The following is a 26,422-nucleotide window of genomic DNA, read 5'->3' as shown; positions in this document are numbered from 1 at the left end:
GATGTTCTTAGTTTGAAAAATAAAGAAGAACTGTCGGATTATTTCATTTTTTGTGTCACTCGACACATGGTTAAACATCCAAATTTGCCACATCCAAAGCGTTCTTGACGATGAAATCCCGGCGCGGTTCGACGATGTCGCCCATCAGTGTCGTGAAGATTTCGTCGGCGGCGATGGCGTCCTGGATTGTGACTTGCAGCAAGCGGCGGCTGTTGCTGTCCAGCGTGGTTTCCCAAAGTTGTTCCGGGTTCATTTCGCCCAAGCCTTTGTAGCGCTGGATGTGTTGGCCTTTTTTTACTTCCCGCATCATCCATTCGAAGGCTTGTTTGAAATTGGCGACGTGTTGCTCGCGTTCGCCCATGCGCATGACCGAATGTTCGCCGAACATATTGGTAGTGTGTTCGACGTAGGCGGCGATTTTTTGGTAATCGTGGCCGGAAAAGAACGGCGCGTGCAGGACAAAGGTTTTGGTGATGCCGTGCAGGCGTTTGTTGACGGTGACGTCAAAGTCATCGCCGTCGCGGTAACTGAGCTCGCTAGTGAATACGGCTTTGTGGTCGCCGGCGTTCAGGTTGCGTTCCAGTTGCGCGAACCAGGCCGACAACATTTGCGGGTTGGCTCTGATCTCGGCGTTCAATACCGGCATGTAGGTCATTTGTTCCAGATACAAGTCGTCGTAACGTCTGGACAGGCGCTGGATCGCGTTCATGACGTCGGCAAACTCGGTAGCGAGTTTTTCCAGGCCTGGCCCCTGAATAATCGGTGTGTCGGGGTCGGTTTGCAACTGGGCTTTATCCAGCGCCATTTGGATCAGGTATTGGTTCAAAGCGTTGTCGTCTTTGACGTAATGTTCCTGCTTGCCTTTTTTGACTTTGTAGAGCGGCGGCTGAGCAATGTAAATATGGCCGCGTTCGACCAATTCCGGCAATTGCCGGTAGAAGAAGGTCAGCAGCAAGGTGCGGATGTGCGAGCCGTCGACGTCGGCATCAGTCATGATGATGATGCGGTGGTAGCGTAGTTTGTCGACGTTGTATTCGTCCTTGCCGATGCCGCAGCCCAGCGCAGTGATCAGGGTGCCGACTTCTTCCGACGAGATCATTTTGTCGAAGCGGGCTTTTTCGACATTCAGGATTTTACCTTTCAAGGGCAGGATGGCCTGGGTGCGGCGGTCGCGGCCCTGTTTGGCGGAGCCGCCCGCCGAGTCCCCTTCCACGATGAACAGTTCGGACAAGGCTGGATCTTTTTCCTGGCAATCGGCCAGTTTGCCGGGCAGACCGGCAATGTCGAGCGTAGTTTTGCGGCGGGTCATTTCGCGGGCTTTGCGGGCTGCTTCGCGGGCTCTAGCAGCATCGATGATCTTGCCGGCGATGGCTTTGGCGACTTGCGGTTGTTCGAGCAGGAATTCCTGGAGTTTTTCGTTCATCGTCGATTCCACCAGCGGCTTGACTTCCGACGACACCAGTTTGTCTTTGGTTTGCGACGAGAATTTCGGGTCAGGTACTTTGACCGACAAAACAGCGGTCAAACCCTCGCGGGCGTCGTCGCCGGTGGTGGCGACTTTTTCCTTCTTTGCCAGACCGTTGGTTTCGATGTATTGGTTGATGGTGCGCGTCAACGCAGCGCGGAAGCCGGCCAAGTGGGTACCGCCGTCGCGTTGCGGGATGTTGTTGGTGTAGCAGAATACGTTTTCCTGGTAGGAATCGTTCCACTGCATAGCGACTTCGACGGTGACGCCTTCTTTCTCTGCTTGAAAGTGAAACACTTTCTCGAATAGCGGAGTCTTGTTTTTGTTCAGATGTTGCACGAAAGCGCTGATGCCGCCTTCGAATTCGAACACGTCTTCCTTGCCGCTACGTTCGTCGCGCAGCGAAATTCTGACACCGGAGTTGAGGAAAGACAGTTCGCGCAGGCGTTTGGCGAGAATGTCGTAATGGAATTCGATGTTGGTAAAAATGGTCGGGCTGGGCTTGAAGTTGATGTAGGTGCCGCTGCCTTCGGCATCGCCCACCACCGCCAGCGGTGCAACCGGTTCGCCCAGTAGATATTTTTGCATGTGTAGCTTGCCGTTCTTGCGGATTTTCAGGGTCAGCTCTTCGGACAAGGCATTTACCACCGATACGCCGACGCCGTGCAAACCGCCGGAGACTTTGTAGGCGTTGTCGTCGAATTTTCCGCCGGCATGTAGTACGGTCATGATCACTTCAGCAGCGGAGCGGCCCTCTTCCTTGTGTATGTCGACCGGGATACCGCGGCCGTCGTCGGACACCGATACCGAACCGTTTTCGTGGATCACGACATCGACCCCTTTACAATATCCGGCCAATGCCTCGTCTATCGAGTTATCGACGACCTCGAATACCATGTGATGTAAACCCGAACCGTCATCGGTATCACCGATATACATGCCCGGACGTTTTCTGACCGCGTCCAGACCTTTCAGTACTGTGATATTCGAACTGTCGTATTGTTCACTCATGAGGGTATCCAGTGTGTTGTACCGCAAGGTGGTTTGTCGTTTGCTAGTGCATTCAACAGATCATGCGTTGGTGATGGAGGATTATAGTTTTTATTGTTCGTTCCACGTGAAACATCAATGCTCGGTAATGTTGCCGCGTTCCACGTGAAACCATTTGTAGTTATCGATGTTACTCAAATCGCCGAAGTCGGCTATTCCAGTGCTACTGATAAATATTTGGCATTCAAGTCCGACCAAGTATTTTAGCAATTTTGCCCTGTTATCTGCATCCAATTCCGCCGTGAGGTCGTCGATCAGGATACAGCAGGTATTGGGGCTATCCTGATTCAACAACGTGACTTGCGCTAACAGCAAAGCTAATACCAACAGCTTTTGCTGGCCGCGGGATAAGTAGTCCTTGGCTAACCGTTTGTTCAAGTAGGTTTGGAAATCGGCTCGATGCGGACCGCTATGGGTAAAGCCATAGCGCACGTCCTTGTCCAAATCGACTTTTAACGCCTGCTCCAAATTCAGTTTGTCGTCCCAGCCGGACAGGACGCGTAATGCCACGTCGTCGCTGCCTAAAAAATACCCGGCCATTTCCAGAAACACTGGCTGCAAAGCATTCAAATAGGTCAGGCGGAAATCCTTGATCATCTGGCCGTATTCCGCCAGTTCCCGATCCCAAGCCGAAATTTGCCGAACTTGCCGACTCTTCAGTAACGCATTGCGCTGCTGCAAGGCTTTACTGTAATTGCGCCAGCAAGACAGAAAATTCTTGTTTTGATTGAAAATCCCCCAATCCAGAAATTCTCTTCTGATTTGCGGCCCGGAATCGAGTAAACGGTAGCTTTTCGGATGGATCAACTGCACCGGCAGTGCGTAAGCCAAATCTGCCTTCTGGCGGTTTTCCTGGTCGATGCGGATCTCGCATTGTTTGTTATCGATTTGGATACCGAGTTGGCTGACCGATCCGTTTTGCTGACGGTTTTGCGCCGCGACGGTCAATTGCGATTGATCGAAGGCGATGGCCTGCTTGATATGGGTGGTCCGAAACGATCGGGCTCGACCCAAGATGAAGATGGCCTCCAACAACGAACTTTTACCGCTGGCATTGGCCCCGGTAATGAAGTTGATGGACGGCGACGGCGAAATGCTAGCGGACTGGATGTTCCGCACCGCCAGAACATCCAACTTTAACAAAGTCATCCCGAGAAGCGGTTTACATCCGCATCGGCATTACGATGAATTTGAACAGGGCTTGTTCGGGCTCTTCAACAAAACAACTACTGGCATTGCTGGCAATGGTCAAGACTGCCATTTCCGAATCCAGATTGGTCACCGCATCCAGCATGTATTGCGAATTGAACGAAATCGTCAACGGCTCTCCCTGGTAATCGATAACCAATTCTTCCTCGGCTTCGTCATGCTCCGGATTGTGGGTACTCAGCTTCAGCGAGTCGCCGGCGATATCGAAGGTAACGCCTTTGTACTTTTCATTGGACAAAATCGCCACCCGGGTCAAAGCCTCTCGCAACAATTGCTTTTGTATAAGCAACGGCGACATGAAACTCTGGTTGAATACCTTGCTGAAATCCGGAAATTTGGCGTCTATCAATTTGGACGAGAACACCACATCCTTGTAATAGAGTTTGATGTGATTATTGGAGAACTGGATATTCAGCTCGGCTTCCGGGTCGTCCAACAGGCGGCTCAATTCCTGAACCGCTTTTCTCGGCAAAATAATGCGGGATTCGCAGCCGGTAGCTTGACCGATATCGTCCTCGTAAATCGACAAGCGGTGGCCGTCGGAAGCTACCAATTTCAGCCTGGAATTGCTGACATGCAGCAACAAGCCGTTTAGATAGTAACGCACATCCTGGTTGGCCATGCAAAACACGGTTTTTTCCAGCGCCTTCTTTAATTTGCCGGCATTCAATACGAAATCGTATTCGTAGTTGGATTCGTTGAATTCCGGGTAATGTTCGGCCGGCAAGGTACTCAACGAAAATCGGCTGCGCCCCGATACCAATTTCACCTTATCGTCCTGCAACTCGAAACTGACTTCGGCCGCAGGCGGCAGCAAGCGGCAAATATCCAGAAACTTCCGCGCCGGGACTGTGATCTCCCCCGACTTTAATATTGATTCGATATTTATCTTCGAGACAATCTGGATTTCAGTGTCGGTACCGGTCATTACCAATTGGTCGTCGCTGGCTTGCAATAACACGTTGGAAAGGATGGGCATGGTTTGCCGTTTCTCGATAACGCTGACGATTTGTTGCAATGGAGCGAGAATTTGATCTCTGCCAATAATAAATTTCATATCAATATCTTTTCTCTATTGTTATTACTATCGAAGCAAAACCTGTGGAAAAATAGTATTTCCATTTAAAAATCAATAGCTTTTCTGCATATCGATTCTGTACGCTAACCATCGCCGTGCTTGTTGAGGATTTGTGGAAAACCGGCAATGGCAAACAAGGCTACAAGTTGTCCACATCTTTTGCCGACATTATCCAACATTCTTTTCAACAAGTTCTCTCTCCCTATTATGGAGGAAACAGGCAGGTCTCTCATCGGAAAAGTGGTTTGCCGATTGCCTGGCTCACCAGAGAATTTGTTGTTTGCTTGGATTGGCCCACGACTGGTTCGATTTGTAGCGCGTTCTTGCCGGCTTTGATGCGCGATTGCAAATTTCCGCCGCTTCGAGGTCGGCTTGCCCCGCCGATCCTAGCAACCAATCATAAATAGCTTATTAAATCTTTTATTTTTGTTATTACTACTATGCGCCAAACATTTGTGGATAAATCGTTTTTTATAATAATTTTCATAGCGATGTATTAACAATAACTCTGTACATCCTTCGCATAGATGCCTGTTGCAATATTGTGGATAACGCCTCAGGCGGGTTTTATCCGGATGTTATCCACAAGATATAACGAATTTTGCCGACAAGCTTATCAACACTGTTTGTAAGTCCGATAAGCCGGATTTGGATCTCGAGCCGATAAACCCGTTGTAAGCCGGCCGATTGGCCTAAAATGGTAGCGGCTCATTTTTTCAAGGAGAACTTATGCTGGTACTTGGCGTGGATATTGGCGGATCCGGGATCAAAGGTGCGATAGTCGATACCGAATCCGGAGAATTGGTGTCGGAACGGCATCGCATCGACACACCGCAACCGGCAACTCCGGAAGCGGTAGCAGCGGTGTTGGCACAATTGGTGGTGCATTTTCACTGGAACGGGCCGGTAGGCTGCGGGTTTCCGGCCGCGGTGCAACACGGCGTCGCCTTGACGGCCTCCAACATTTCCAAGGCGTTTATCCAAACCGATATCGATAAATTGTTTTCGGAAGCGACAACCTGTGCCTGTTTCAACGTCAACGACGCCGATGCAGCCGGCATTGCCGAAATGCGTTTCGGCCACGGCTTGGATCAATCCGGCGTGGTGTTGCTGGTTACGGTGGGTACCGGTCTGGGGACCGCGTTGTTCACCGACGGTAAGTTATTGCCCAATACCGAGTTGGGCCATATCTTTTTGGAGAACGGCATCAAAGCCGAACGTTATGCATCCGATGCGGCGCGCAAGATCGAGGATTTGGGCTGGAAGACCTGGGGTAAGCGCTTCAATACTTATTTAACGACGATGGAAAGATTGTTCTGGCCCGACTTGATCATCCTCGGCGGCGGTGCCAGCAAAAAATTCGACAAATTCCAGGACCAACTCGCGTTAAACACGCCGGTAAAACCGGCCGCATTTTTAAACCAGGCCGGCATCGTCGGTGCCGCACTGTTTGCCAAGTCGAAACTTTAATCCAGGATAAACCTTGCCGGCTTTGGCGTTACGATTTCTCGTCCGCTTTGCGCGGTACGATGATTGCTTGGTTTTACGCCGGTTGGGGAAGCTTTTTACTGTCGGATTGTCTTAGCAGCAGTTTTCCCAAAATTCCGCACTATTCAACCCAGGCGTTAACCATGGCAATTAGCGTTTTCGATATATTTAAAATCGGTATTGGCCCTTCCAGCTCGCATACGGTAGGGCCGATGCGGGCCGCAATGGCCTTTGCCCGGAAATTGGAACAGCAAGGCCTAATCTCCGAAGTCCGCCGGATTCAGGTCGAACTTTACGGATCTCTGGGCGCTACCGGTAAAGGCCACGGTACCGACAAGGCGGTGATGTTGGGTTTGGAAGGCGAAGCGCCGGACGCGGTCGATCCGGATTCGATACCGCAGCGGTTGGCGCAGATTCGAGAAACCGGTTCGGTACGGCTGCTGGGCTGCTATCCGGTGGCGTTCAACGAAAAGTCCGACTTGCTGTTTCAACGTAAAGTGTTGCCCTACCATTCCAACGGCATGCGGCTGATCGTGTTCGATGCATCCGGCGCCGAATTGGTGCAGGCCGATTATTATTCGGTCGGCGGCGGCTTCGTCGTGACCGGGCCGGAAGCGGCGATAGACCGCCTGAGCAACGACGACACCTGTTTGCCTTATCCGTTCAACACCGGCGATGGCTTGCTGAAACTGTGCGCGACTCACCGCAAGTCGATCAGCGATTTGATGATGAGCAACGAGAAAGCCTGGCTCAACGAATCTCAGATCCGCGAGCGGTTGCTGGAGATCTGGCAGGTGATGCAAGCTTGTGTCGAACGCGGCTTACGTGAAGAAGGTATTCTACCCGGCGGCATGAAAGTCAGGCGTCGCGCCGCCAACCTCTATCGGCAACTGACCGGCGAAATTCCGCGGCAAACTCCGAGCATGCCGGTCGGCACGATGGAATGGGTGAATTTGTTTGCGCTGGCGGTCAGCGAAGAAAACGCCGCCGGCGGCCGCGTAGTAACCGCGCCGACCAACGGTGCGGCCGGCATTATTCCGGCCGTACTGCATTACTACTGGAAATATTGCGACGGTGCCAACGAAGACGGCGTGATCCGCTTTTTACTGACTGCGGCGGCTATCGCGATTTTATACAAAGAAAACGCTTCGCTGTCCGGCGCGGAAGTGGGATGCCAGGGAGAAATCGGCGTGGCCTGTTCGATGGCGGCCGGCGCCTTGGCCGAGGTATTGGGCGGGACTCCGGAGCAAGTCGAAAATGCGGCCGAGATCGGCATGGAACATAATCTGGGTTTGACTTGCGATCCGGTCGGCGGTTTGGTGCAAGTGCCTTGTATCGAGCGCAACGCGATGGGTTCGGTCAAAGCCATCAACGCGGCGCGGATTGCGCTGCGCGGCGACGGCAAACACTTCGTTTCGCTGGACAAGGTTATCAAGACCATGCGCGAAACCGGCGCCGATATGAAAACCAAATATAAGGAAACTTCGCGCGGCGGTTTGGCGGTTAACCTGATCGAATGTTGAGCCGGCGGTGCGATTACCGCTGGATGCGATGTCCGCTTGACCAGATAGTTTATCCGGTGGCGGTGTTCTGTTCGAGTACCGTTACCGGTTCGTCGCGCAGATACCAACCGTAATACAAAGCATAAGCCACCAAAAATACCAGATACCCCGACCAAAGAATGTCGGAGGCGTAATGGCCTCCGGCGGTCATCCGGGTAAAACCCATGGTCCACGCCAGGCCCAACGTGAGAACCAAATACAGCGTTTTGTAGTTTTGCGCCAAAAAATACAGGGCAAAAAATGCGTATCCGACCGAGCAATGCCCGCACACGAACGACTTATCCGGGCTATGGCCCAATTTTGCCGGCGGCACGTAATCGTACTCTCCGCCGAATTCCTTGGTATGTATCGGCCGCGGCCGACCCCAATGGTCTTTGACGATCAGATTGACGACCAGTCCGGGACCTATCGCGATGACCAGCAAGATGTACATGGCCTGGCGACGAAAACTGCGGAAGTCGTCGTGCAGATGGCTCAATAGGTAAGCCAGCAGGGCAAACGCGCCGGCCGTGACCGTAAATGGAAACGCGTAATCGTAAAGCACTCGCCACAGCCACCAGTCCTGTTTGGGCCAGACGCCGCCGGCATTGCCCGGATAGAAAAATAAGCCGGCCGCCCAACGGTCCAGATTGGTAAGCCAAAATAGCAAAGTCGTGGTCATGGCAAGTGCGGCCAGAACGGTTAATTCGCAGTGACGGCGTTTCGATATTTCCATTGGGCATCCAAGTAATCGGGACAAATCCACTGCGACTAAGCCAGAAATGCGCCAAAATTGATTTCGTCGGCAAGGCTTTGAAAAATCAAGGCCTCCAGTTGACCTGTCTGGTTTTGTTGCAGCCGAATAGGTTTACTTGAACCAATTCCGGCGGCTGATTTGCACCAATATTGCACATTTATTGGCGAGCGTCGTTGCGGCGGCAGGCTGAGCGAAATAGTCACAGCGCCTTTCGATTAAACCTGAGCGATGCCGGCAGCGAAAATCGCTTGGTTTCGGTCCCAATCCTTAATTTACGGCAGAGCGAACTACACTTAGCCTGCAGCCAAATCCGCTGAAAGGCGAATTTCCGTTCAAATCCATAACGACAAAGGAAGAAACCATGAAGCCATTTCTATTAAATGCGGCACTTGCCGTTGCGTTGGGCTTTGCCGCTGGCGCGCAGGCTGCCGATGTCTGGCAAAAAGTCGAGGTGACTCCGGGCCAATATCCGGTAAAAGTCGGCGATACGCAGAAACTGGTGGCGCCAAGTTGCGCATTCGGCCAGCCCTATTCCTTTTACGTAAAGCCGGGTAAGGCCGACAAAGTTTTGCTGTACTTAAATGGCGGCGGCGCTTGCTGGAATTATCAGACATGCAAAATCGTGCCGGGCCAACAGGCCAGCTATGTGCCGTCGGCCGATGTTGCGAATGATCCGAATCAAATGGCCGGTTTGCTGGACGCCGAAGATCCGGATAATCCGTACAAAAATTGGACCATGGTTTTCGTATCCTATTGCACCGGCGACGTATTCCTAGGTTCCAAGGATACGGTTTACCAAAATCCGTTTAATCCCGATCCGACCGATACCGTAGCCATTAAACACCGCGGCTTCGACAACTTTCTTTACGTGGTGGATTACTTCAAACGCGAGCGGAAAAACAAATTCAGTCCGTTGAACGCCGGCGGCGTAGACATCAATAAGATTTTGGTCGCCGGTTCCAGTGCCGGCTCCTACGGCGCCGCGTTGAACTATCCCTGGGTCCAAAAAATGTTGGGCAAGGACGCCAAAGTTTCGTTGCTGAGCGATGGCGGCATGGGAGTGATTACCGACGGCTTTTTGGCTTTCGGCGTATTCGGCCCCGGCTCGGGTTGGAACATCAATACCAACCTGCATCCGATATTCAAAACCTTGCCGGCCGCTCCGGCCGCCGATTTCCTGCCGAGAGCCTACAGAACCCTGGCAGCGCAATATCCCAAGGAACGATTTGCTCAATACACCACGGCTTATGATGTAGTTCAAAAATTGTTCTTGAACATCATGGAGCAAAACGACGGCATCCCCGCCGACCAAGTCTCCGGTTTCGGGAGCTGGAGTTTTAGAATGAACACAATTGCCGGCGGTTTAAAAGCTGCCTTGCCGAAAAACTACCGGGCTTACATCGATCCGGGTTGCAACCATACGATATTCCGGTTCGACGAGTTTTATACATCGGCCCTGAACGGCATTCGCTTCGTGGATTGGGCCAAGGCGATAGTCACCAACGATACTGCCGATTGGCAAAATCTGAGTTGCACGCCCGGTGTGGATTGCGGCGAGCAGAATTTGACTCAGGCAGGTGTATTGGCTTGTTTGGCCAGAAGCTTCGGCACCCCTTAATGGCCGCCCGATCAATTTTCTAGCCGATTCGGCCTCAACCTGCATTGGCGATCGACTGCAATCGAGCAGTCGATCGCCGCTTATACCCCGATTACCGCATGCGGGGTCTCGGGCATGGAGGCATAGCGGATTCTCGCCCGGTGTAACTTTTTTACGTTCTTTCGAGTAAAGTAATCTGGAAAATTAGGAACCAACTGAACATGTGACTTCAGTTGCGTTCGCAGTTTAGCGACAGCTGCCGGTATTTATCTTTCCAATCCGATCAGAGCGTAACGATGGACATACTGCAAAATCAGGGCGTAAGCCGCTTTTTCGCTTCGCTTAAAATCAAGCGTCGTACCGGGCTAGCGCCAATCTGCGGTTACCAAACAGTTAATCCGACCCTAAACCCTGCAAATCCAGAACTGGCCGCACCGGGCTCGGGCAAACTCAGGCCGAACCTCCCCGGTGGAACTATCGACCCGACCCTCGTTACTACAGGTATTCCATTCGAACAGCGTCCGTCTAAGCCGGATACGATGCCCCCTTCGCCAGGCCGGTGGGCGATATTTAGCGGCCGGGTTAATGTCGGTGGTGGGTTATCAGCGGGCGCTAAGCCTGCAATTCTCGGTTTGGTTTGCCTAGCCGTTGCGTTTCCGGAACTCGGCCACGCCGAATTTATCACCCACCCGCTCGACCAGGCACCGCCAGCACAAACGGCGCAACCCTCGACCGAGCCATCGCCGGATACGACGGCGGCAGATCAGCCAAGCCAAGCGGATATGGAGGCGCAGTTCAGGACAAAAAAATTGGGTACTTGCAGCATGAAATACAAGCTGGAGGGATTTTCACTGGCGTATAAGCAATACGACGGCAGCGGCGAAATAAGCTGCCGCAACGGCGAAAAGGCACAGGTTTCCCTATCGTCGAAAAGCATCGGTTTTACCATCGGCTATTCCAAAATCGAAGGCGAAGGCTATTTCACCGACGTCAAATACCTCAGCGAAATATACGGCAACTACATTTCGTTGGGTAGCCACTTTGGCCTTAACGACTCGATCGACCGCCAGGTGTTGACCCGCGGCGAGATATCGTTGGTGTTGATCGGCAAAGGTCAAGGATTCGATATCGGTTTCACCATTGGCGATTTGTCGATCAAACCGAAATAAATTGCAAATTTGCTTGAGAGACTCTCGTTGATGGAAACAGGGAATGGGTTGCTGTTGTCCGTGTCGCTGCTGGCGGCGTTGTCGGGTTACGCGGTGTGCGCGTGGCGAGCAAGCAAACGGCAGCGGAATTTGTTTAGCCAAATCGAGCAGCAGCAACAGCAGATACAGCAACAGGTAGTCAAACTGGCGGTGGCCGAGGAACGCTTGGCCTTGTTGGCTCAACGCGAATCGGATTTGCAAGAGCTGCAGCAACAACTGCTGGCTTTGAAAACCGAAAACGCCGAACTCAATACCCGCCAGCAGGAACAACACAAACACAACGAAGAGAAAATCCGCTTGCTGCAGGATGCGGAACATCAACTGAAAGCCCAGTTCGAAAATCTGGCGCATCGAATCTTCGAGGAACGCGGCAAGCAGTTCGTCGAGCATAACAAGACCAGCATCGAAACTCTGGTAGCACCGCTGAAGCAGCAGCTCGGCGAGTTCAAGCAGCGGGTGGAAAGCGTTTACGACAACGAAACCAAAGACCGTATCAGCCTGCGCGAGGAAATCGTTTCGTTGCGCCGCGACACCCAGAAAATGAACCAGGAAGCGTTGAATCTGACCCGCGCCTTGAAAGGCGACCACAAGGCCCAAGGCAATTGGGGCGAGATGATTCTGGAAAAAGTGCTGGAGCAATCCGGCCTGCGCAAGGGCATCGAATACGAAACTCAGAGCGCGTTCCGCGACCAGGACAACCGGCTGTTCAAACCTGACGTGATCGTCCGCCTGCCGGACAACAAGGACGTGGTGATCGATTCCAAAGTATCGTTGAACGCCTACGAGCGCTACTGCTCCAGCGAAGGCGACGCCGAACGTAGCGAAGCCCTGAAACAACATGTCGAAGCGGTGCGCACTCATATCAAGAGCCTTAGCGGCAAAGACTATTCCAGCTTGAAGGGCTTGCGTTCGCTGGATTTCGTGCTGCTGTTCATGCCGATCGAAGCCGCTTTCATGGCCGCGTTTCAGGGCGACGAAAAATTGTTCAACGACGCCTTCGAACACAAAATCGTCGTCGTTACGCCAACCACGCTGCTGGCAACCCTGCGCACGATCCAAAACATCTGGCGCTACGAACAGCAAAACGAAAACGCCCGGCTGATCGCCGACAAGGCCGGCGCGCTGTACGACAAAATCCGCGGCTTCGTCGAGGACATCGAAAAACTCGGCAACCAACTCAGCACCGTGCAAAAAACCTACGACAGCATCGTCAACAAACTCAGCAGCGGCCAGGGCAATCTGTTGCGCCAAGCCGGCGCGCTCGAAGACCTGGGCGTGAAAGTCAAAAAGAAACTGCCCAAGAGCCTGACCGAGCAAATGGACGCGGGTGACGGCGAATGAATCAGGATTACCTCACATGCGATTTCCGCAATAAAACCAGTGGCCGAACGCGCCTTCGTCAGCACCGAATCTCGCCTGTCGACTTCAATTTACTCGGGCGAAATAGCGCGGGCAGCGACTCTCGAACCCGAAATCCATCGCCGAACTGGAAAAGTGCGGCTCCTAAATCGCCCGCGCCCGGATCATCTGGCAAACCGGACCGATAGTTGGCTTTGGTGCGCGAACCGCGCAACAACGCGCGTACAACCTGCGGGAGCCGAAAAAAATAACCTTTGCGTCTCGCGAGCGGTGCGGCGCTTCAAGCCCAAAACCTCACGGCCGATTCTCAAGCGTTTCATTTCTCCGATTAGCGGCTATGCTACTGCGGAAAAGCCGGTGCTTCGTATGGTCGGCCATCGATAACTGTCGGCCGGGGGGCTTTGATATGTACCGAATTCTGAATACGGTTTTGCGCGACCGGCTAGCGGGTTTTGCCGTGGCAATTGGGCTTGCGCTAATGCTCGCACCGTTTGCCGCCGTCGCCGGCAGCCCGTTCTACCTGACCGCCGAACGCAGTTTCAGTAACAGCGAATCGCCCAGCATCCGCCTGGATTACACCGTCACCGACCAGCCGATGTTGATCCGGGTATTGAAAGCCGACAACCTGGAAAATTTTCTCGACGGCCAATTCAACGTCAGCCGCAGTTACGAACAGCCGGTCAGCGAGCTCAATCCCGGCCATTATTTTGCAAAAGGCTTGAACAACGCCGAATCGCCGCTGAAATTGCTACGCGGCATGCTGGATGTGGAATTTCGCAAGTCATTGAAAGACACGCCGTTCAGCGGTTCGGTACTGACCGTGACCGACAAGCCGTTGGCGGCCGTGCCGCAGCAAATCCTGGTCGCCCCGCCCAAGGGCTTTCAAGTGGTGAAGGAAACCTATCTGGATCTGTTGCGCAACGGCCAGCAAACCCACGATCTGGGTTGGTGGTTTAACGAGGACACCTGGAGCGAGCACCGCTACAAAGTTCGGCAGATCGCACTCGAGCCGTTGCCGGACGGCCTCTATCTGTTGCAGGCGGTGCAGGGCAAGACCGAGGCGCAGTGCCTGATTCAAGTCAGCAGCCTGGCGGTGCAGGTCAAGCAATCCAGCGAGCAATTGTTGGTGCGGGCGATGAACCGCGATTTGCAACCGCTAGCCAATGCCAAAGTCAGCGTCCGCGACGGCCGCGGCCGCTGGCAGAACTTGCCGGGCGCGACCGATGCCGCCGGCGAACTGCGCTTCAACAATCCCGACGGGGTGCTGGACGGCAAACTGCTGGTGCGGGTCGACGCGCCGGCCGCCAACGCTAACGCAGCAGCGCGCACTGCGTTGACCGCGACCGATTTTCTGCCGACTCAGGCCAAGGACGATGCGGTATTCGTGATGACCGACCGGCCGATCTTCAAGCCTGGCGAAACCTTTTTCTACAAAGGCATCGTCCGCAATTTGCAGGACGGCCAATTGCGGATTCCCGCCTTTCAATCCAGGCAAACCGACGTGTCTTTAATCCGCGCCGACGGCAACGCCACCGGCTTGCAAGGCCATAGCCAATTGACCGATTTCGCTTCGTTTTCCGGCAGCTTCGATCTCGATCCCGGCCAGACGCCCGGCTTATACCGCTTGCTGGCCGAGATCGACCATAAAGCGTACGGCGGCGAATTTCGGGTGCGCGATTACATCAAACCGACCTTTTACCTGGAATGGCTGGAACGCAGCCCAAGCGTGCAGGCCGGGCAACCGTTCAATCTGAAATTCCGCGCCAAGCGTTACAGCGGCGGCATCCCGCAGAACGTCAAATTCGAAGTATTTTTGTACCGCAAAAAATTCGAGGCGCCGCAATTTGTGAACGAGGCCGGCGCCGGCTTGTCGGCCGGCAACGATTATTTTGGCCAAGTCAAATCCGCCGCACCGTTGACCCAACCGCAACGCCTGTTCAGTTCGATCGAGGCCCGCCAGGCCGCCGAAGCCAGCAATCCGTGGGAAACCGCCGCCAAATTGGCCGACAACGGCGACGGCAGTTTCGAATTTACCGTGCCCGCCGAAGCCCAAACCGACGCCAAGCCGGCGAAACCGGAACAGGAATGGATCTACACGCTGATGGTCCGGGCGCAGGATGCCGCCGGCGGCAGCGCGATTTTGACCGACAGCATTTACGCCACGCTGGCCGAAGCCCAGCCGGCGCTACGTTTTAACAAAACCGTTGCGGCGGTCGGCGACCAGGATTTGCAGATTTTGCTGCAATCCAGTTACGCCGACGGCAAACCGGCAGCCAAGGCCGGCGGCGTGGTCGACGTGATGCTGGAGCAACCCGGCAGCGGCAAGCGCAGTTTGGTGAAACTGGATATTGCCACCGACGCCAACGGCCAGCAAAAACTCAACATACCGGCGTTGAAAGAGTTCGGCCGCTTGACTGCCGTGGCGCGTTTGGAAACGCTGGACGGCCGCAGCATGAGCCACAGTTCTACTTCGCAACCGGCCACGTTGATCGTCGCCGGTAACGGCGGCGAGGCGGTGGCCGACAATCCGGAATTGGAGCTGTACACACCAACCACAATCCTCAGTCCCGGCGAGCAAGCCAAGATATTTGCCTTGCTACCCAAAGCCTGGGGCAATAATGAAGCCGGGGCGATCTGGGAAACCGTGGCCGGCGCCAAATTGTTCGATAGCCGTAGCGCCCAGGCCCAAGGCCGCAGCCGCTGGTTCGAAGTGACTGCCAAACCCGAATACGGCACCGGCTTTTACCACACCGTCACGGTGCCGGTAGCCGGCGGCAAGTACAAAGAGCAGACGCTGGGCTTCCGCATCGTGCCCTGGGATAAGCGGCTGCAAATCGCCATCGAGCCGGCTCAAGCCGAAGCCGAACCGTTGAAGCCGACCCAAATCAAATTGCAGGTCAAACGCGCCGACGGCAGCCCGGCGGCGAATACCGAGCTGGCGGTAGCTATCGTCGATCGCGCCGTTTACGCGGTGCAAGCCGAATTCCGCCCCGGCATTTTCGACTTTTTCTATCCGCTGCAACGCAGCAATCTGTCGACCTACTATTCCGACGACTTGCAAGGCTACGGCTACGCCGACTTGCTGCGCAAACCCAACTTTGCGCTGAGTGCCTTGAAAAGCCAAAGCAAGCTGGCGAAAAAAGCCATGCGCGATACCGCCGGCTGGTTCCCGCACGTGGTCACCGACGCCAACGGCGCAGCGACGATCGACGTCGATATGCCGGCCAACGTCACCGAATGGCTGGTCACCGCCGTGGCCAGCGATAAGGACGGCCGCCTCGGCGAAACCACCGGCCAGTTCCGCACCAAAACCGACATCGCCGTCGATATGGTCGGCCCGCAATTTTTACGTAGCGGCGACGAGGTGGAATTGGCGGTCAAATTGACCAGCCATTGGCCCGATCCGGTCAAAGTCTCCGGCAATCTGAGTTTGAGCGACAATCTGCAAGGCCAGGATATCAACCTAACGCCGAGCGCCGACTTGGCCGCCAAAGCCGAGCAACTATGGCCGCTGCGTCTGACCGCCGGCCCGCAAGCCGGCAATGCCAGCTTAAAAGCGGCGTTGACCGCGCCGAACACGGTCAAGGTCGGCGGTGCCGAGGAATTCGATTTGCCGATTCAGCCGGCGGCGATGGCGCAAGTCTATGCCGCCGAACGCCGCGACGGTCATTTGCATTTCGATATTCCGGAGCAGGCCCAAGCCGCGCAACTGACGGTACGGGTCAACTCCGGCCTGCTTGGCGCGGCCTTGCAGGCGGCGGCGATGCTGGTGCAATACCCTTACGGCTGCACCGAACAACTGGCGCATAGCACGGTGCCGAATCTGGTGTTGCTGGATTTGATCGAACGCGCCGGCCTCAAGCCCGAGCAACTGGGACCGCTGGAAAAACCCTTGCAGCGCGCCAAGCAGAATGCGGCGTTGGGTATCCGTAAATTGATCCAAAATCAGAAAGCCGACGGCGGTTTTGCGTTGTGGGCCAACGATCCGGACCCCAGCGTGCCGGTGACGATGATCGCGATGCAGGCTTTGAAATATGCCGAGGAACTGAAACTGGAAGGCACCACCTCGGCCTACAACAAAGGCGCGGAGTGGTTGGCTCAACAAGCCAATACCGAGCAAGTGTTGGACGGCTTTACGCTGGCCGCTTATTCGGCGGTCGGTTACATCTACCAGGCGCCTTGGGAGCGGCAAGCCGAGTTCGTAGAAAAAGTCGGCGCTGACCCGCAAGCCGGTGCCGAAGACTTGACTGCGGCGCTGCGCATTTTGGCGGCCTACAAAAACCAAAGCTGGCATGCCTTCAACCAACAAATGAAAAGCCAGCCCGATCTGGCCAAGCGCTTGGGCAAACGCCTGCAGCAGGCGCTGGAGGCGATCGATCCGGCCGCTTATCAGAGCCAACCCGGCGCATCCTACGACCGGCTCGGCTTCCGCTTCGGCTTGCCCAGCATAATATCCGCCGGGCTAGGCGCATTGCAGGCCGCGGGCGACTTGCCGCCGGCATTGGAAAACAGACTGAAGCGGCTGTTGTTGCAGAGCCAGCAACACGGCTACTGGACTTCGACTTACGATACCGCCCAAGTCATCTTCAACACCCGCGAGTTATTGAGCAAGGAAGCCGCCGCCGCGCAAAGCCAAAAAGCCCGGACCTTGAAAGTCGCCAATGCATCCGCCGCGTTGGGCAGCTTGCAACCCATTCCGGGCGGCTATCTGGGCCGGTTCGACAAATTGCCGGCGGTCGGCGAATTGGCCGATCTGCATATCGCCGATCTCAGCGAAACCGATATCGCATCCGCCACCTTGCAAGTCGAACTGCCGTACCCGGCCGTCGTCGCCCGCGACAATGGCCTCAGCATCCAACGCAATTTCCGCCGGATTACCGCCGGCGGCAGCGAACCGGTCGATCTGAGTCAGGCGCTGCACATCGGCGACGTCGTGGTCAGCGAGGTCAAAATCAAACGCAGCGCCGAACCCAACCGCTTGCCGGCCGGCAGCGACTTCGTCGTGATCGAGGACGGCATCCCGTCGCTGGCGGAGGGCCAGGAAAACGACCAGACCTACCTGGCCGACGCCAAATTGCAAGCCGGCGACGACAGCTACTGGGCCGGCATCAAGGAAACCCAACGCTACCCGGACCGCATCGTCCGCGTCGCCAAACTGCAAGCCGGCGCCGAATTGAAGCTATACCAAGTCTGGAAAGCCACCCGCCCAGGCAATGCCTCGATCCCGCCGGCCAGCGGGTTTGACATGTATAACGAGGCGGTCAGGGGGAATGGGGTGGCTGGCAATGTTAGCGTCAAATAATATATTTGTCGGACAATCCGTTTATTCTGGGAACCTAATATGAAAAAGCAGCTACTGACGCTCATTTTGTTGACTTTAAATGCAACAGCGGTATTCGCCACACAGTGGCCTGATTTTCCGATTTTATTCTCGACTGGTACTGCAGAAAAAGAAACTCCTCCAGACATCGCAACTATAACCTTTAGCGTAAGTGTTTTTGATGAAAAATCGGAGAAAGCTCTTGCTATTGTAAAAAAGCAAAGCTTGGAAATTATTAATTTTTACTTTTCCTTAGGTTTGGATAAAGATAATTTGGAGGCTTATGATATTGATAAAACAGTTGTGCGAGAAGATAAGGATTACACAGAACTTAAGATATTGGGGTACGAAGTAAACCAAAAATTCACTATAATATTACCCGCTCTTGATAAGTACACTACCTTTATGGACTGGCTTTTGAAAACTTCAAATTTGTCCAATATCGCTACTAAATTCGATATCGCTGAACGCAAGCAAGTAGAATCTGAATTAATTAAAGAGGCTTGCGCCGACGCCAAAAGAAAAGCCGAAAATATGGCAAATGGTATGAATGCTTCATTAGAATATCCATATGCAATTTCGGAAGATGGCTTCCACAGCTTGAACGAGTTTTTTGGGATTTCTAATCCAAATCCGCCGATGTTTAAAAAAAGTCAGCATAAAGAAAGCGATACAGCTAAGATTACATATATTCCTTCGAGAATTAAAATATCCAAAAGTGTCAACGTGATATATCGTCTTTCGAATAGATAATGAAAAAATTTAGTTTGGTTTTGCCCAATTCGATTCAGCGTCATCTAAAAGAACTGGCGACCAAGGAAGGTATATCGATTAATCAACTCATTGCCAGTGCCGTAGCGGAAATGGTTTCTGCGATCGCCACCGAGGAATATCTGCAAGCTAGAGCCGAACGGGCCGATGCATCGGCTCTTCAGGCAATTTTGGCAAAAGTACCTAGGCGGGAGCCTATGCCGGGTGATGAATTTTGATTGTTTACCCGATCCGGCCGCGAAGTGAAACTATACGACTAATTTCCGTTCGGCGCTCCCGCACCTGAAAGCTAAAGATTTTGAACAGCAATTTGATGAGGATATCGACATTACCGCAGCGCTGGATACATCGAAAGCCAAGCGAGCAGCAAAACAGGGTCAGGTCTAGCAATTAAGCATCCTTGAAAGGTTTAGCCATATTTCTAGACCTGACCCCTTTCTTTCCTTTCTTGCTCAAGCCGGGGGTGAATTGACCTTGTATCAAGTTTGGCGCGTCGCTAGAGCCGGCAGTGCGTCTATCCCCCCGGCTAACGGGTTTGATATGTATAACGAGGCGGTGCAGGGGAATAGTTTGGCGGGGAGGGTGAGTGTTAAGTAGGGCGGATGCCACAGGGCGATCCGCCAATAACGACTACGGCTTGTCAGAATGATTGAGATTTGTAACGTCTTGTCGATCCAAAGGCTAGCCCAGCCAAGCCAAGCAACATGCTCCACGCCGCGGCCGGCAAGGGCACCGTTGTAGGCGCGATTGTAGATGGTACGCTGAGGTTAATATTGTCGACTTGAGCGTAAACCGAGCTGAACAGGATTTTATTCAGGTTTTTGAAGCTGGTATTAAAGGTCAGGGTTTGCAGCGTCGTAAAACTCGTATCCAGTGTAAAGCTTTGGTACACAGAGCCGCCGCTCGCCGGATAGCCATAGACATTGAATGCCAAGGCATTAGGATGGTTCTGGAAGGCCGCCGCATCTATGCTGATCAGATCGAAAACACCGCCATCCTGTTTTTCCAGGGAAAACGCGCTGCCGTAACCGCTGATCACGCCAGAATAGACGCTGGGCGTACCGGTCCAGTAAGGGTGGGCAGGCTGTACCGAATAAATGGTGCCTCCGCCCATATTGAAGGATACGCCGGCCAGGGTGCTGAGTTTGAAACCATCTTCGATATAAGGGGCGCTTACCGTGGCAGAAACGTTGCTAGGGTAAATTGTCAAGCCATTAAAATCCATGACGGCAGCTTCTGCATCGCTAGCGAGTAGAGCCGGTACTAGTGTGCCAAGGCAGGCTATTTGTCTTTTCATTAGGGGCTCCACAGCCAATAGTATCAGTTGAGTAAATAATAGGCTGCTAATGTTATCATCGGACGATGATCGTGAAATAGGTCTATGGCGTAATTGACAAATGCTGGCTTATTTGCGGTTCCAGGGCCTTAGCAGGTTGGTGAAAAACTCTTTTTTATAACTAATCGAGCCTTTATTTAGTGTCGCCAGGTTGGCTTTGATACTAAATAAAGGCCTCTTCCTGTTGAATTAGTGGCTAGAATATGGTTTTTCACCAACCTGTTAGAGCCGATTAGAAAGCAAAACAGGGTCAGGTCTAGCAATTAAGCGTCCTTGAAAGGTTTAGCTATATTTCTAGACCTGACCCCCTTTCTGCCACCGCCAAAAACATCCCCAGGGGTGCTAAATGTTTTAAATAGAATTTCGGCTGCTTTTATATAGTCATCTGTTGTAGCTATGCTCATTTACTTATCCTTCCAAAGTGGATTTAGAGGTTAAAAAAAGTTTTTTCATGGCTCTATAAAAAAAATGAGGAATATGAAAAAAGGAGTTGCTATTAGAATGTGTTCTCTATACTTAAAATGCTCTTCAAATAAGCTTTTGCTTTCCTCAATGCCATGAAAAAAGCTTTGTCCCTCCCAAGTATCTGGATTGTTAAATTCGTTTTTATGAGTTATGAATTGTTCTTGGAGCGTACCAAATATTGGATGAAACCAAAATTTACCTGTCGCGCCTTGTATCGCATTCTTTGGGAAACGTGTATATCTGTCGCCTGGTAAACCCCAATAAATTTCATGTTTACCAGAAGAATCGATTACATAATAAGTAGGCGGTGAGCATGAGCTTCTTCTGCATTTCTCTTCGCCCTCTACAGATACAGTGCCTTCGTAGACGGTAGCATCCTTAAGCGTAGGAAAATTTACAAAATGACTATAAACCTTACATAAAAAAGGTTGGGCTGGGATGAATAATTTAAAACCCAATAAAAGCCATACTATCAATATAAAAACATTCTTTACCGTTTTCATTATCCTACTCATGAAGCCATTCTCAACACCATATCATTTCCTACATCGTCGGCATCTGGATTGTCAGCCATCAGTTTTTTAACATTGGCGGACAAGGCCGTAAGGCGCAATAACCAACAGAAGACAGGGTCAGGTCTAGCTTAGTAGTAGTAGCATTTCTCGCACTGTATTCTGTTCATGACCGGCATTAAATTTCCGGAAACACCGTTCGGCTTGTTCCGGCCTACAGATTGTCCGATTCCTTATATCGATTGAATTTCGGCGAGTCCACTCGCATGTTCCGCGGCGACTATACTTCCTAGCGCATTAGATCAGTGCCTAGAATTCGGTTAAGCCGATTCCGGGTTTAATTCTTCCATCCGAACAGGAAACGACTATGAGCAAATTCCGCGGTGCCTTATTCGCAGGCATATTACAATCGAGCGCATTTTCCGGCGTTCAGGCTCACGACGGCGCCTATTGCGCCGCGCAAGGCCGGCCCAAAATCGAGTTTGTCGAGATTCAATCGGAAAAGTTGGCTTTCAATCCGGGCGTTCCGGGTGGGGTGGTCAGTCAAGGCGCGTTAACCGTCAAAGCCAAGTTGTCGTTGCCGGGAAAGAGACACTGCCGCGGTAAGCACGCCGGTTTGCCGGCCGTGGTGATTTTACATGGCTCCGCCGGTGTGGATGCGCGCGGCGACTTCTATGCCAGCGAACTGCAGCAGGCCGGTATTGCCACGCTGGAACTCGACATGTGGGAAGCCCGCGGCGTTGCCTCGGCCGCCAATCGTCCGGCCTTACCGATTCTGACCTATCCCGATGCCTTTGCCGCGCTGGAGTTTTTAAGCAACCAAGCCGAGATCGACCCGGAAAGGATCGGCGTCTTGGGCTTTTCCTGGGGCGGCATCATGACCCTGGCCAGCGCGACCGAACAGGTTACTCAACAATATGGTGGCGGTCGGCATTTCAAAGCCCACGTCGCCAACTATCCGTTATGTTACGGCTACAACAATCCGCGACTGCCTTATTTCAGTTTCGGTAGCCCGAACGGGAATCCGTTAACCGGCGCGCCGGTGCTGATCCAGATCGGCGAGTTGGACGAGTACGACGAAAGCACCGCGCCTTGTCTGGCGTTGAAAGCAGGTCTTGCGGCCGACGAACAAGCGCTGGTGGATGTGGTTAGTTACCCAGATGCCACGCATGCTTGGGATCGATTAATGGTGCCGATTGCGATCACCGACAATTTTTCGCATTTGGGCCGGGGCGGTACGGTCAATATGATTCCGAATGTGGAGAAGGCCTATGACGCGCGCGAAAAAACGGTTCGTTTTTTTAAACGCAAGCTTTAGTCGGTAAGCTTGGGGCTGCTTGTTTGCGGCTAGGCGAAGCGAACGGTGGGCAATGTTGCGCACCGTTTCCTAAGCCATTATTTCGACCCCGGCACCGAAATCATTCCGGTCGCCAGCGCGATCTCCCGTAAAAAGCACAGCAAGCCGCCGATCAAGGCCAGCATGGCAGCCACGAATAGAAACGAAACCACCGGAGACGGATCGACGGCGATTTCGGTACCGACGAACAGGGCGACGATGGACAGGCAGATCAACAAAGCGCATACCGTACACAGACTAATCGCCCAATGAATCCAGTGGGCGCGCCGGGCCAAAATCCGCATTTCCGGATAGTGTTCGTCGGCACCGTTTTCGAACAGCATATTCAAGGTTCTAAACCGATCCACCGCCCGTCCCAGGCGGCTGGTCAACACGCCGAGAATGCCGGCGACCCCGGTCAGCAGAAATACCGGTGCGACCGCCTGTTGAATCACGTGGGCCACGGTGGGGATGTTGGTTAAAGCGTCCATCTCGAATTGCCGATGAATAGTGCTTCGTGGTTTTCTCGTTCATTGCTATCTATCAAAGGTTGGAGCCTGCGAGAAAACCGGGGTGGCTCGATGAGCTTCCATTACTGCCAATTGAAATCCGGAGGTAAGCGGACAATTTCAATAGGCGTCAACAGCTAGTCGTTTTTTATCCCAATGGCTATGGCTTTGACTAGACATCGAACTTTTTCGCGGCGTTGCCTGTATAATCCCCGCCAGAGTTGGCCGAACAGTCGCCGTTCCGCGCAAGCGGGAGGGAGGAAAGTCCGGGCTCCATAGGGCAGGGTGCCAGGTAATGCCTGGGAGGCGCGAGCCTACGGAAAGTGCCGCAGAAAATATACCGCCTGGTTCGTATCGGACCCGGTAAGGGTGAAATGGTGCGGTAAGAGCGCACCGCGCAACTGGTAACAGGTGTGGCAGGGTAAACCCCACCCGGAGCAAGATCAAATAGAGGAGCATTGGCGTGGCCCGCGCTGCTCCTGGGTAGATTGCTTGAGCGCTTGGGTGACCAAGCGCCTAGATGAATGGCTGTTCACGACAGAACCCGGCTTACAGGCCAACTCTTCCATTCCCCTATTCTTTTGCCTTCCGCAAAGACTCCATGACCTTAAAATCCGACGAATTTTTTCTGAAGGCCGAGCAACTGATCGCCGCCGGCCGCTTCATCGACAGCAAGGGCTGGGTGCCGGCCACCAGCGGTAATTTTTCGGCGCGATTGGCGGACGGCAATATTGCGATTACGGTTTCCGGTCGGCACAAAGGCCGCTTGCAAGCCGACGACATCATGCTGATCGATAACTGTGGCCGCTCGCTGGACGGCAAGAAGCCGTCGGCCGAGACCTTGCTGCACACCTCGATTTATCAGCGTTACCCTGATGTGCAAGCCGTGTTGCATCCGCATTCGGTCAACGCCACGTTGACCGCCCGGCTGTTTCAAGACGAAATCGTCCTGGAAGATTACGAACTATTGAAGGCTTTGCCCGGCATCGATACCCACGAAAGCCGCATCGTTGTGCCGATTTTCGCCAACGATCAGGATATTCCTCGTCTGGCGGCCAAGGTTGAGCAATACTTGGACGCACACGGCGACATTCACGGTTACATCATCGCCGGCCACGGTTTTTACACTTGGGGCGCTTCGGTTGACGACGCGTTGCGGCATCTGGAAGCCCTGGAGTTTTTGTTCGATATTGAAATTCGTCTGCATGGAGTAAAACGCTTATGAGCGCATTGACTACTTATCCCGCCAACCAACCCGGCCAAGGCCAAACCTGGCGCGATTTTGACGCGATTGCCGGCCAACTGAGCGGACTGGGCGTGCAATTCGAGCGCTGGCAGGCCGAGCAAACCTTTGTCGCCGATGCGGATGTCGACGCGGTGCTGGCGGCTTACCGGAGTTCGATCGACAAATTGAAGCAGCAATACGGTTTTCAATCGGTCGATGTGATCAGCCTGAACGCCGAGCATCCGAACAAAGATGCGTTACGGCAAAAATTTCTGGCCGAGCATACCCACAGCGACTTCGAAGTGCGCTTCTTTGTCGAAGGCAAAGGCTTGTTTTACCTGCACGTTGGCGACCAAGTCCACGCCGTGCTGTGCGAGCAGGGCGATTTGATCAGCGTACCCGCCGACACCAAGCATTGGTTCGATATGGGGGAAAATCCGGCTTTCAAATGCATCCGCCTGTTCACGACCGAAGACGGCTGGGTAGCGGATTTTACCGGCGATAAAATCGCAGATAGCTTCCCGACGCTGGACCAATACCTCGCTGCATTATGATCGAAGCCATCGTTACCGACATCGAAGGCACCACGTCGTCGCTGTCGTTCGTCAAGGACGTACTGTTCCCTTACGCCCGCCAACACCTGCCCGCTTTCGTCGCCGAGCACTGTGCCGATCCCGAGGTAAAAGCCTTACTGGACGATGCCAATCGGCTCGCGGGAGGCCAACTCGAACAAGCGGCATTGATCGAACAATTTATTGCTTGGATCGATGCCGACCAGAAAATCACGCCGCTTAAATCCCTGCAAGGCTTGATCTGGTTGGACGGTTATCAAAACGGCGACTTTACCGGCCACGTTTACCCGGATGCGGTGCGCAATTTGCGGGCTTGGCAGGAGCGCGGCTTGAAACTGTACGTTTATTCGTCCGGCTCGGTGCAGGCGCAGAAATTGTTGTTCGGTTACAGCGATTTCGGCGATTTGACGCCGTTATTCTCCGGCTATTTCGACACCCGCATCGGCGGCAAACGCGAAGCCGAGTCTTATCGGAAAATAGCCGACGAACTCGCATTGCCCGCTGCGCGGATTCTATTTCTGTCCGATATCAAAGAAGAGCTGGATGCAGCGCGGGCCGCCGGCTTTGCTACCCGCTGGCTGGTACGCGAACAAGCGGCGGATGCCGCCGCCGACCATCCGCAAGTGGCCGATTTCGATGCGATACGGTTCTGATCCGGCTCCGCACGGCCTATGAAAATCGCCATCCTGTCGCGCGACCCGGCGCTGTATTCCAGCGTGCGGCTGATGGAGGCCGCCAAAGCGCGCGGCCATGACGCGCGCATATTCGATCCGACCCATTGCTACATGAACATCACGTCGATGAAGCCGTCGATTCATTACATGGGCGAGGATTTGCTGGGTTATGACGCGGTGATCCCGCGTATCGGCGCGTCGATTACCTTTTACGGCACGGCGGTGTTAAGGCAGTTCGAGGTAATGGGCGTCTATACCTTGAACAAGTCGGCGGCGATCAGCCGCTCCCGCGACAAAATGGCCTCCAGCCAATTGCTGGCTCGCAAAGGCATCGATTTGCCGATCACTGCGTTTGCGCATAATCCCGACAACATCGAAGATCTCATCGCCGAAGTCGGCGGCGCGCCGTTGGTGATCAAACTGGTGGAGGGCTCGCAAGGCATAGGTGTGGTACTCGCGGAAACTCACAACGCGGCACATAGCGTGATTCAGGCTTTCATGGGCTTGAACGCCAACATCATGGTGCAGGAGTTCGTTCAGGAGGCGGCCGGCAGCGACATTCGCTGTTTCGTGATCGGCGACAAAGTGGTCGCGGCCATGAAACGCCAAGGCCGCGAAGGCGAATTCCGCTCGAATTTGCATCGCGGCGGCACCGCAACACTGATCAGGCTGGCGCCGGCAGAACGCGCCGCAGCGGTTCAAGCGGCGAAAATCATGGGCTTGGACGTGTGCGGTGTCGATTTACTGCGCTCCAAACGCGGCCCTCTGGTGATGGAAGTCAATTCGTCGCCGGGGCTGGAAGGTATCGAAAAGACCAGTGGCAAGGATATTGCCGGCTTGATGATCGAATACATCGAGAAAAACGCCGGAAAGGCCAAGTCGGCCTGAAACCACCGATTAATTGGACCTTGCAAAAAAGAGCCCGGTTTTGCCGGGCTCGGAATCAGCCT

General features: G+C 53.7%; 21 protein-coding genes and 1 other RNA gene. 14 read left to right on the top strand and 8 right to left on the bottom strand.

Annotated features, from left to right (window positions below):
- Window positions 1–70: 70 nt before the first annotated feature.
- The 3 genes from gyrB to dnaN all read right to left on the bottom strand — a co-directional run bounded on the left by gyrB (window position 71) and on the right by dnaN (window position 4,781).
- On the bottom strand, window positions 71–2,476 hold the full coding sequence (gene gyrB, locus NP603_RS01160; RefSeq protein WP_256609082.1) for a DNA topoisomerase (ATP-hydrolyzing) subunit B: 2,406 nt from the start codon (window positions 2,474–2,476) through the stop codon (window positions 71–73).
- A 114-nt stretch (window positions 2,477–2,590) separates the two neighbouring features.
- Window positions 2,591–3,664 (bottom strand): DNA replication/repair protein RecF, encoded by a 1,074-nt coding sequence (recF, locus tag NP603_RS01155; RefSeq protein ID WP_256609081.1) that lies wholly within the window; start codon window positions 3,662–3,664, stop codon window positions 2,591–2,593.
- Between the two features lie 13 nt (window positions 3,665–3,677).
- A complete protein-coding gene (gene dnaN / locus NP603_RS01150) occupies window positions 3,678–4,781 on the bottom strand; it encodes a DNA polymerase III subunit beta (protein ID WP_256609080.1) in 1,104 nt (367 codons plus the stop codon).
- 750 nt (window positions 4,782–5,531) lie between these two features.
- Here dnaN and ppgK point away from each other — a divergent pair.
- Together ppgK and NP603_RS01140 are read left to right on the top strand one after the other, a co-directional pair.
- Entirely contained in the window at window positions 5,532–6,272 is a 741-nt protein-coding gene (gene ppgK, locus NP603_RS01145; protein WP_256609079.1) for a polyphosphate--glucose phosphotransferase, read from the top strand.
- A 161-nt stretch (window positions 6,273–6,433) separates the two neighbouring features.
- Window positions 6,434–7,813 (top strand): L-serine ammonia-lyase, encoded by a 1,380-nt coding sequence (locus NP603_RS01140; protein WP_256609078.1) that lies wholly within the window; start codon window positions 6,434–6,436, stop codon window positions 7,811–7,813.
- A gap of 49 nt (window positions 7,814–7,862) precedes the next feature.
- Here NP603_RS01140 and NP603_RS01135 read toward each other — a convergent pair whose 3' ends face one another.
- Both NP603_RS01135 and NP603_RS01130 read right to left on the bottom strand, forming a co-directional pair.
- Window positions 7,863–8,567 (bottom strand): phosphatase PAP2 family protein, encoded by a 705-nt coding sequence (locus NP603_RS01135; RefSeq protein ID WP_256609077.1) that lies wholly within the window; start codon window positions 8,565–8,567, stop codon window positions 7,863–7,865.
- A gap of 35 nt (window positions 8,568–8,602) precedes the next feature.
- A complete protein-coding gene (locus tag NP603_RS01130) occupies window positions 8,603–8,791 on the bottom strand; it encodes a hypothetical protein (RefSeq protein WP_256609076.1) in 189 nt (62 codons plus the stop codon).
- A gap of 158 nt (window positions 8,792–8,949) precedes the next feature.
- Here NP603_RS01130 and NP603_RS01125 point away from each other — a divergent pair, with 158 nt between their 5' ends.
- From NP603_RS01125 to NP603_RS01100, 6 genes are all read left to right on the top strand, one after another.
- A complete protein-coding gene (locus NP603_RS01125) occupies window positions 8,950–10,206 on the top strand; it encodes a pectin acetylesterase-family hydrolase (RefSeq protein ID WP_256609075.1) in 1,257 nt (418 codons plus the stop codon).
- Window positions 10,207–11,009: 803 nt separating this feature from the next.
- Window positions 11,010–11,354, top strand: a complete 345-nt coding sequence (locus tag NP603_RS01120; RefSeq protein ID WP_256609074.1) for a hypothetical protein — start codon at window positions 11,010–11,012, stop codon at window positions 11,352–11,354.
- Between the two features lie 30 nt (window positions 11,355–11,384).
- Window positions 11,385–12,734, top strand: a complete 1,350-nt coding sequence (locus tag NP603_RS01115; protein ID WP_256609073.1) for a DNA recombination protein RmuC — start codon at window positions 11,385–11,387, stop codon at window positions 12,732–12,734.
- 424 nt (window positions 12,735–13,158) lie between these two features.
- A complete protein-coding gene (locus NP603_RS01110; RefSeq protein WP_256609072.1) occupies window positions 13,159–18,054 on the top strand; it encodes an MG2 domain-containing protein in 4,896 nt (1,631 codons plus the stop codon).
- A 39-nt stretch (window positions 18,055–18,093) separates the two neighbouring features.
- Window positions 18,094–18,825, top strand: coding sequence for an SIMPL domain-containing protein (locus tag NP603_RS01105; RefSeq protein ID WP_256609071.1), 732 nt, complete (start codon window positions 18,094–18,096; stop codon window positions 18,823–18,825).
- Entirely contained in the window at window positions 18,825–19,061 is a 237-nt protein-coding gene (locus NP603_RS01100; RefSeq protein WP_256609070.1) for a toxin-antitoxin system HicB family antitoxin, read from the top strand. Before NP603_RS01105 ends, NP603_RS01100 begins: the two co-directional genes overlap by 1 nt.
- 422 nt (window positions 19,062–19,483) lie before the next feature.
- Here NP603_RS01100 and NP603_RS01095 read toward each other — a convergent pair whose 3' ends face one another.
- A complete protein-coding gene (locus NP603_RS01095) occupies window positions 19,484–20,140 on the bottom strand; it encodes a VPLPA-CTERM sorting domain-containing protein (RefSeq protein WP_256609069.1) in 657 nt (218 codons plus the stop codon).
- A 488-nt stretch (window positions 20,141–20,628) separates the two neighbouring features.
- Window positions 20,629–21,147, bottom strand: coding sequence for a hypothetical protein (locus NP603_RS01090; RefSeq protein ID WP_256609068.1), 519 nt, complete (start codon window positions 21,145–21,147; stop codon window positions 20,629–20,631).
- A gap of 376 nt (window positions 21,148–21,523) precedes the next feature.
- Here NP603_RS01090 and NP603_RS01085 point away from each other — a divergent pair, with 376 nt between their 5' ends.
- Window positions 21,524–22,474 carry a dienelactone hydrolase family protein gene (locus NP603_RS01085; protein ID WP_256609067.1) on the top strand — a complete coding sequence of 317 codons (951 nt, stop codon included), beginning with the start codon at window positions 21,524–21,526 and terminating at the stop codon, window positions 22,472–22,474.
- Window positions 22,475–22,551: 77 nt separating this feature from the next.
- On the opposite strand, the gene NP603_RS01080 is transcribed toward NP603_RS01085, so the two are convergent.
- Window positions 22,552–22,983, bottom strand: a complete 432-nt coding sequence (locus NP603_RS01080; RefSeq protein ID WP_256609066.1) for a DUF2721 domain-containing protein — start codon at window positions 22,981–22,983, stop codon at window positions 22,552–22,554.
- Window positions 22,984–23,218: 235 nt separating this feature from the next.
- On the opposite strand from NP603_RS01080, the gene rnpB reads away from it, so the two are divergent.
- The 5 genes from rnpB (at window position 23,219) to rimK (ending at window position 26,360) form a co-directional block, all read left to right on the top strand.
- Window positions 23,219–23,569, top strand: an RNA gene (rnpB, locus tag NP603_RS01075) — RNase P RNA component class A.
- 33 nt (window positions 23,570–23,602) lie between these two features.
- The gene (locus tag NP603_RS01070; RefSeq protein WP_256609065.1) at window positions 23,603–24,226 is read left to right on the top strand and encodes a methylthioribulose 1-phosphate dehydratase; all 624 of its coding nucleotides are present in this window, start codon (window positions 23,603–23,605) and stop codon (window positions 24,224–24,226) included.
- Window positions 24,223–24,780: a 1,2-dihydroxy-3-keto-5-methylthiopentene dioxygenase gene (locus NP603_RS01065; RefSeq protein WP_256609064.1), complete on the top strand. Its 558-nt coding sequence runs from the start codon at window positions 24,223–24,225 to the stop codon at window positions 24,778–24,780. Before NP603_RS01070 ends, NP603_RS01065 begins: the two co-directional genes overlap by 4 nt.
- Window positions 24,777–25,451 carry an acireductone synthase gene (gene mtnC, locus NP603_RS01060; protein WP_256609063.1) on the top strand — a complete coding sequence of 225 codons (675 nt, stop codon included), beginning with the start codon at window positions 24,777–24,779 and terminating at the stop codon, window positions 25,449–25,451. The genes NP603_RS01065 and mtnC overlap by 4 nt, the downstream gene beginning before the upstream one ends.
- A gap of 18 nt (window positions 25,452–25,469) precedes the next feature.
- Window positions 25,470–26,360 (top strand): 30S ribosomal protein S6--L-glutamate ligase, encoded by an 891-nt coding sequence (gene rimK, locus NP603_RS01055; protein WP_140914328.1) that lies wholly within the window; start codon window positions 25,470–25,472, stop codon window positions 26,358–26,360.
- The last annotated feature ends 62 nt before the right edge of the window (window positions 26,361–26,422 follow it).

The organism is Methylomonas aurea, assembly GCF_024505045.1.
GTDB lineage: Bacteria > Pseudomonadota > Gammaproteobacteria > Methylococcales > Methylomonadaceae > Methylomonas > Methylomonas aurea.
Note: the sequence above shows the minus strand (reverse complement) of the source record. Positions and strands in the feature narration are given on the sequence as shown.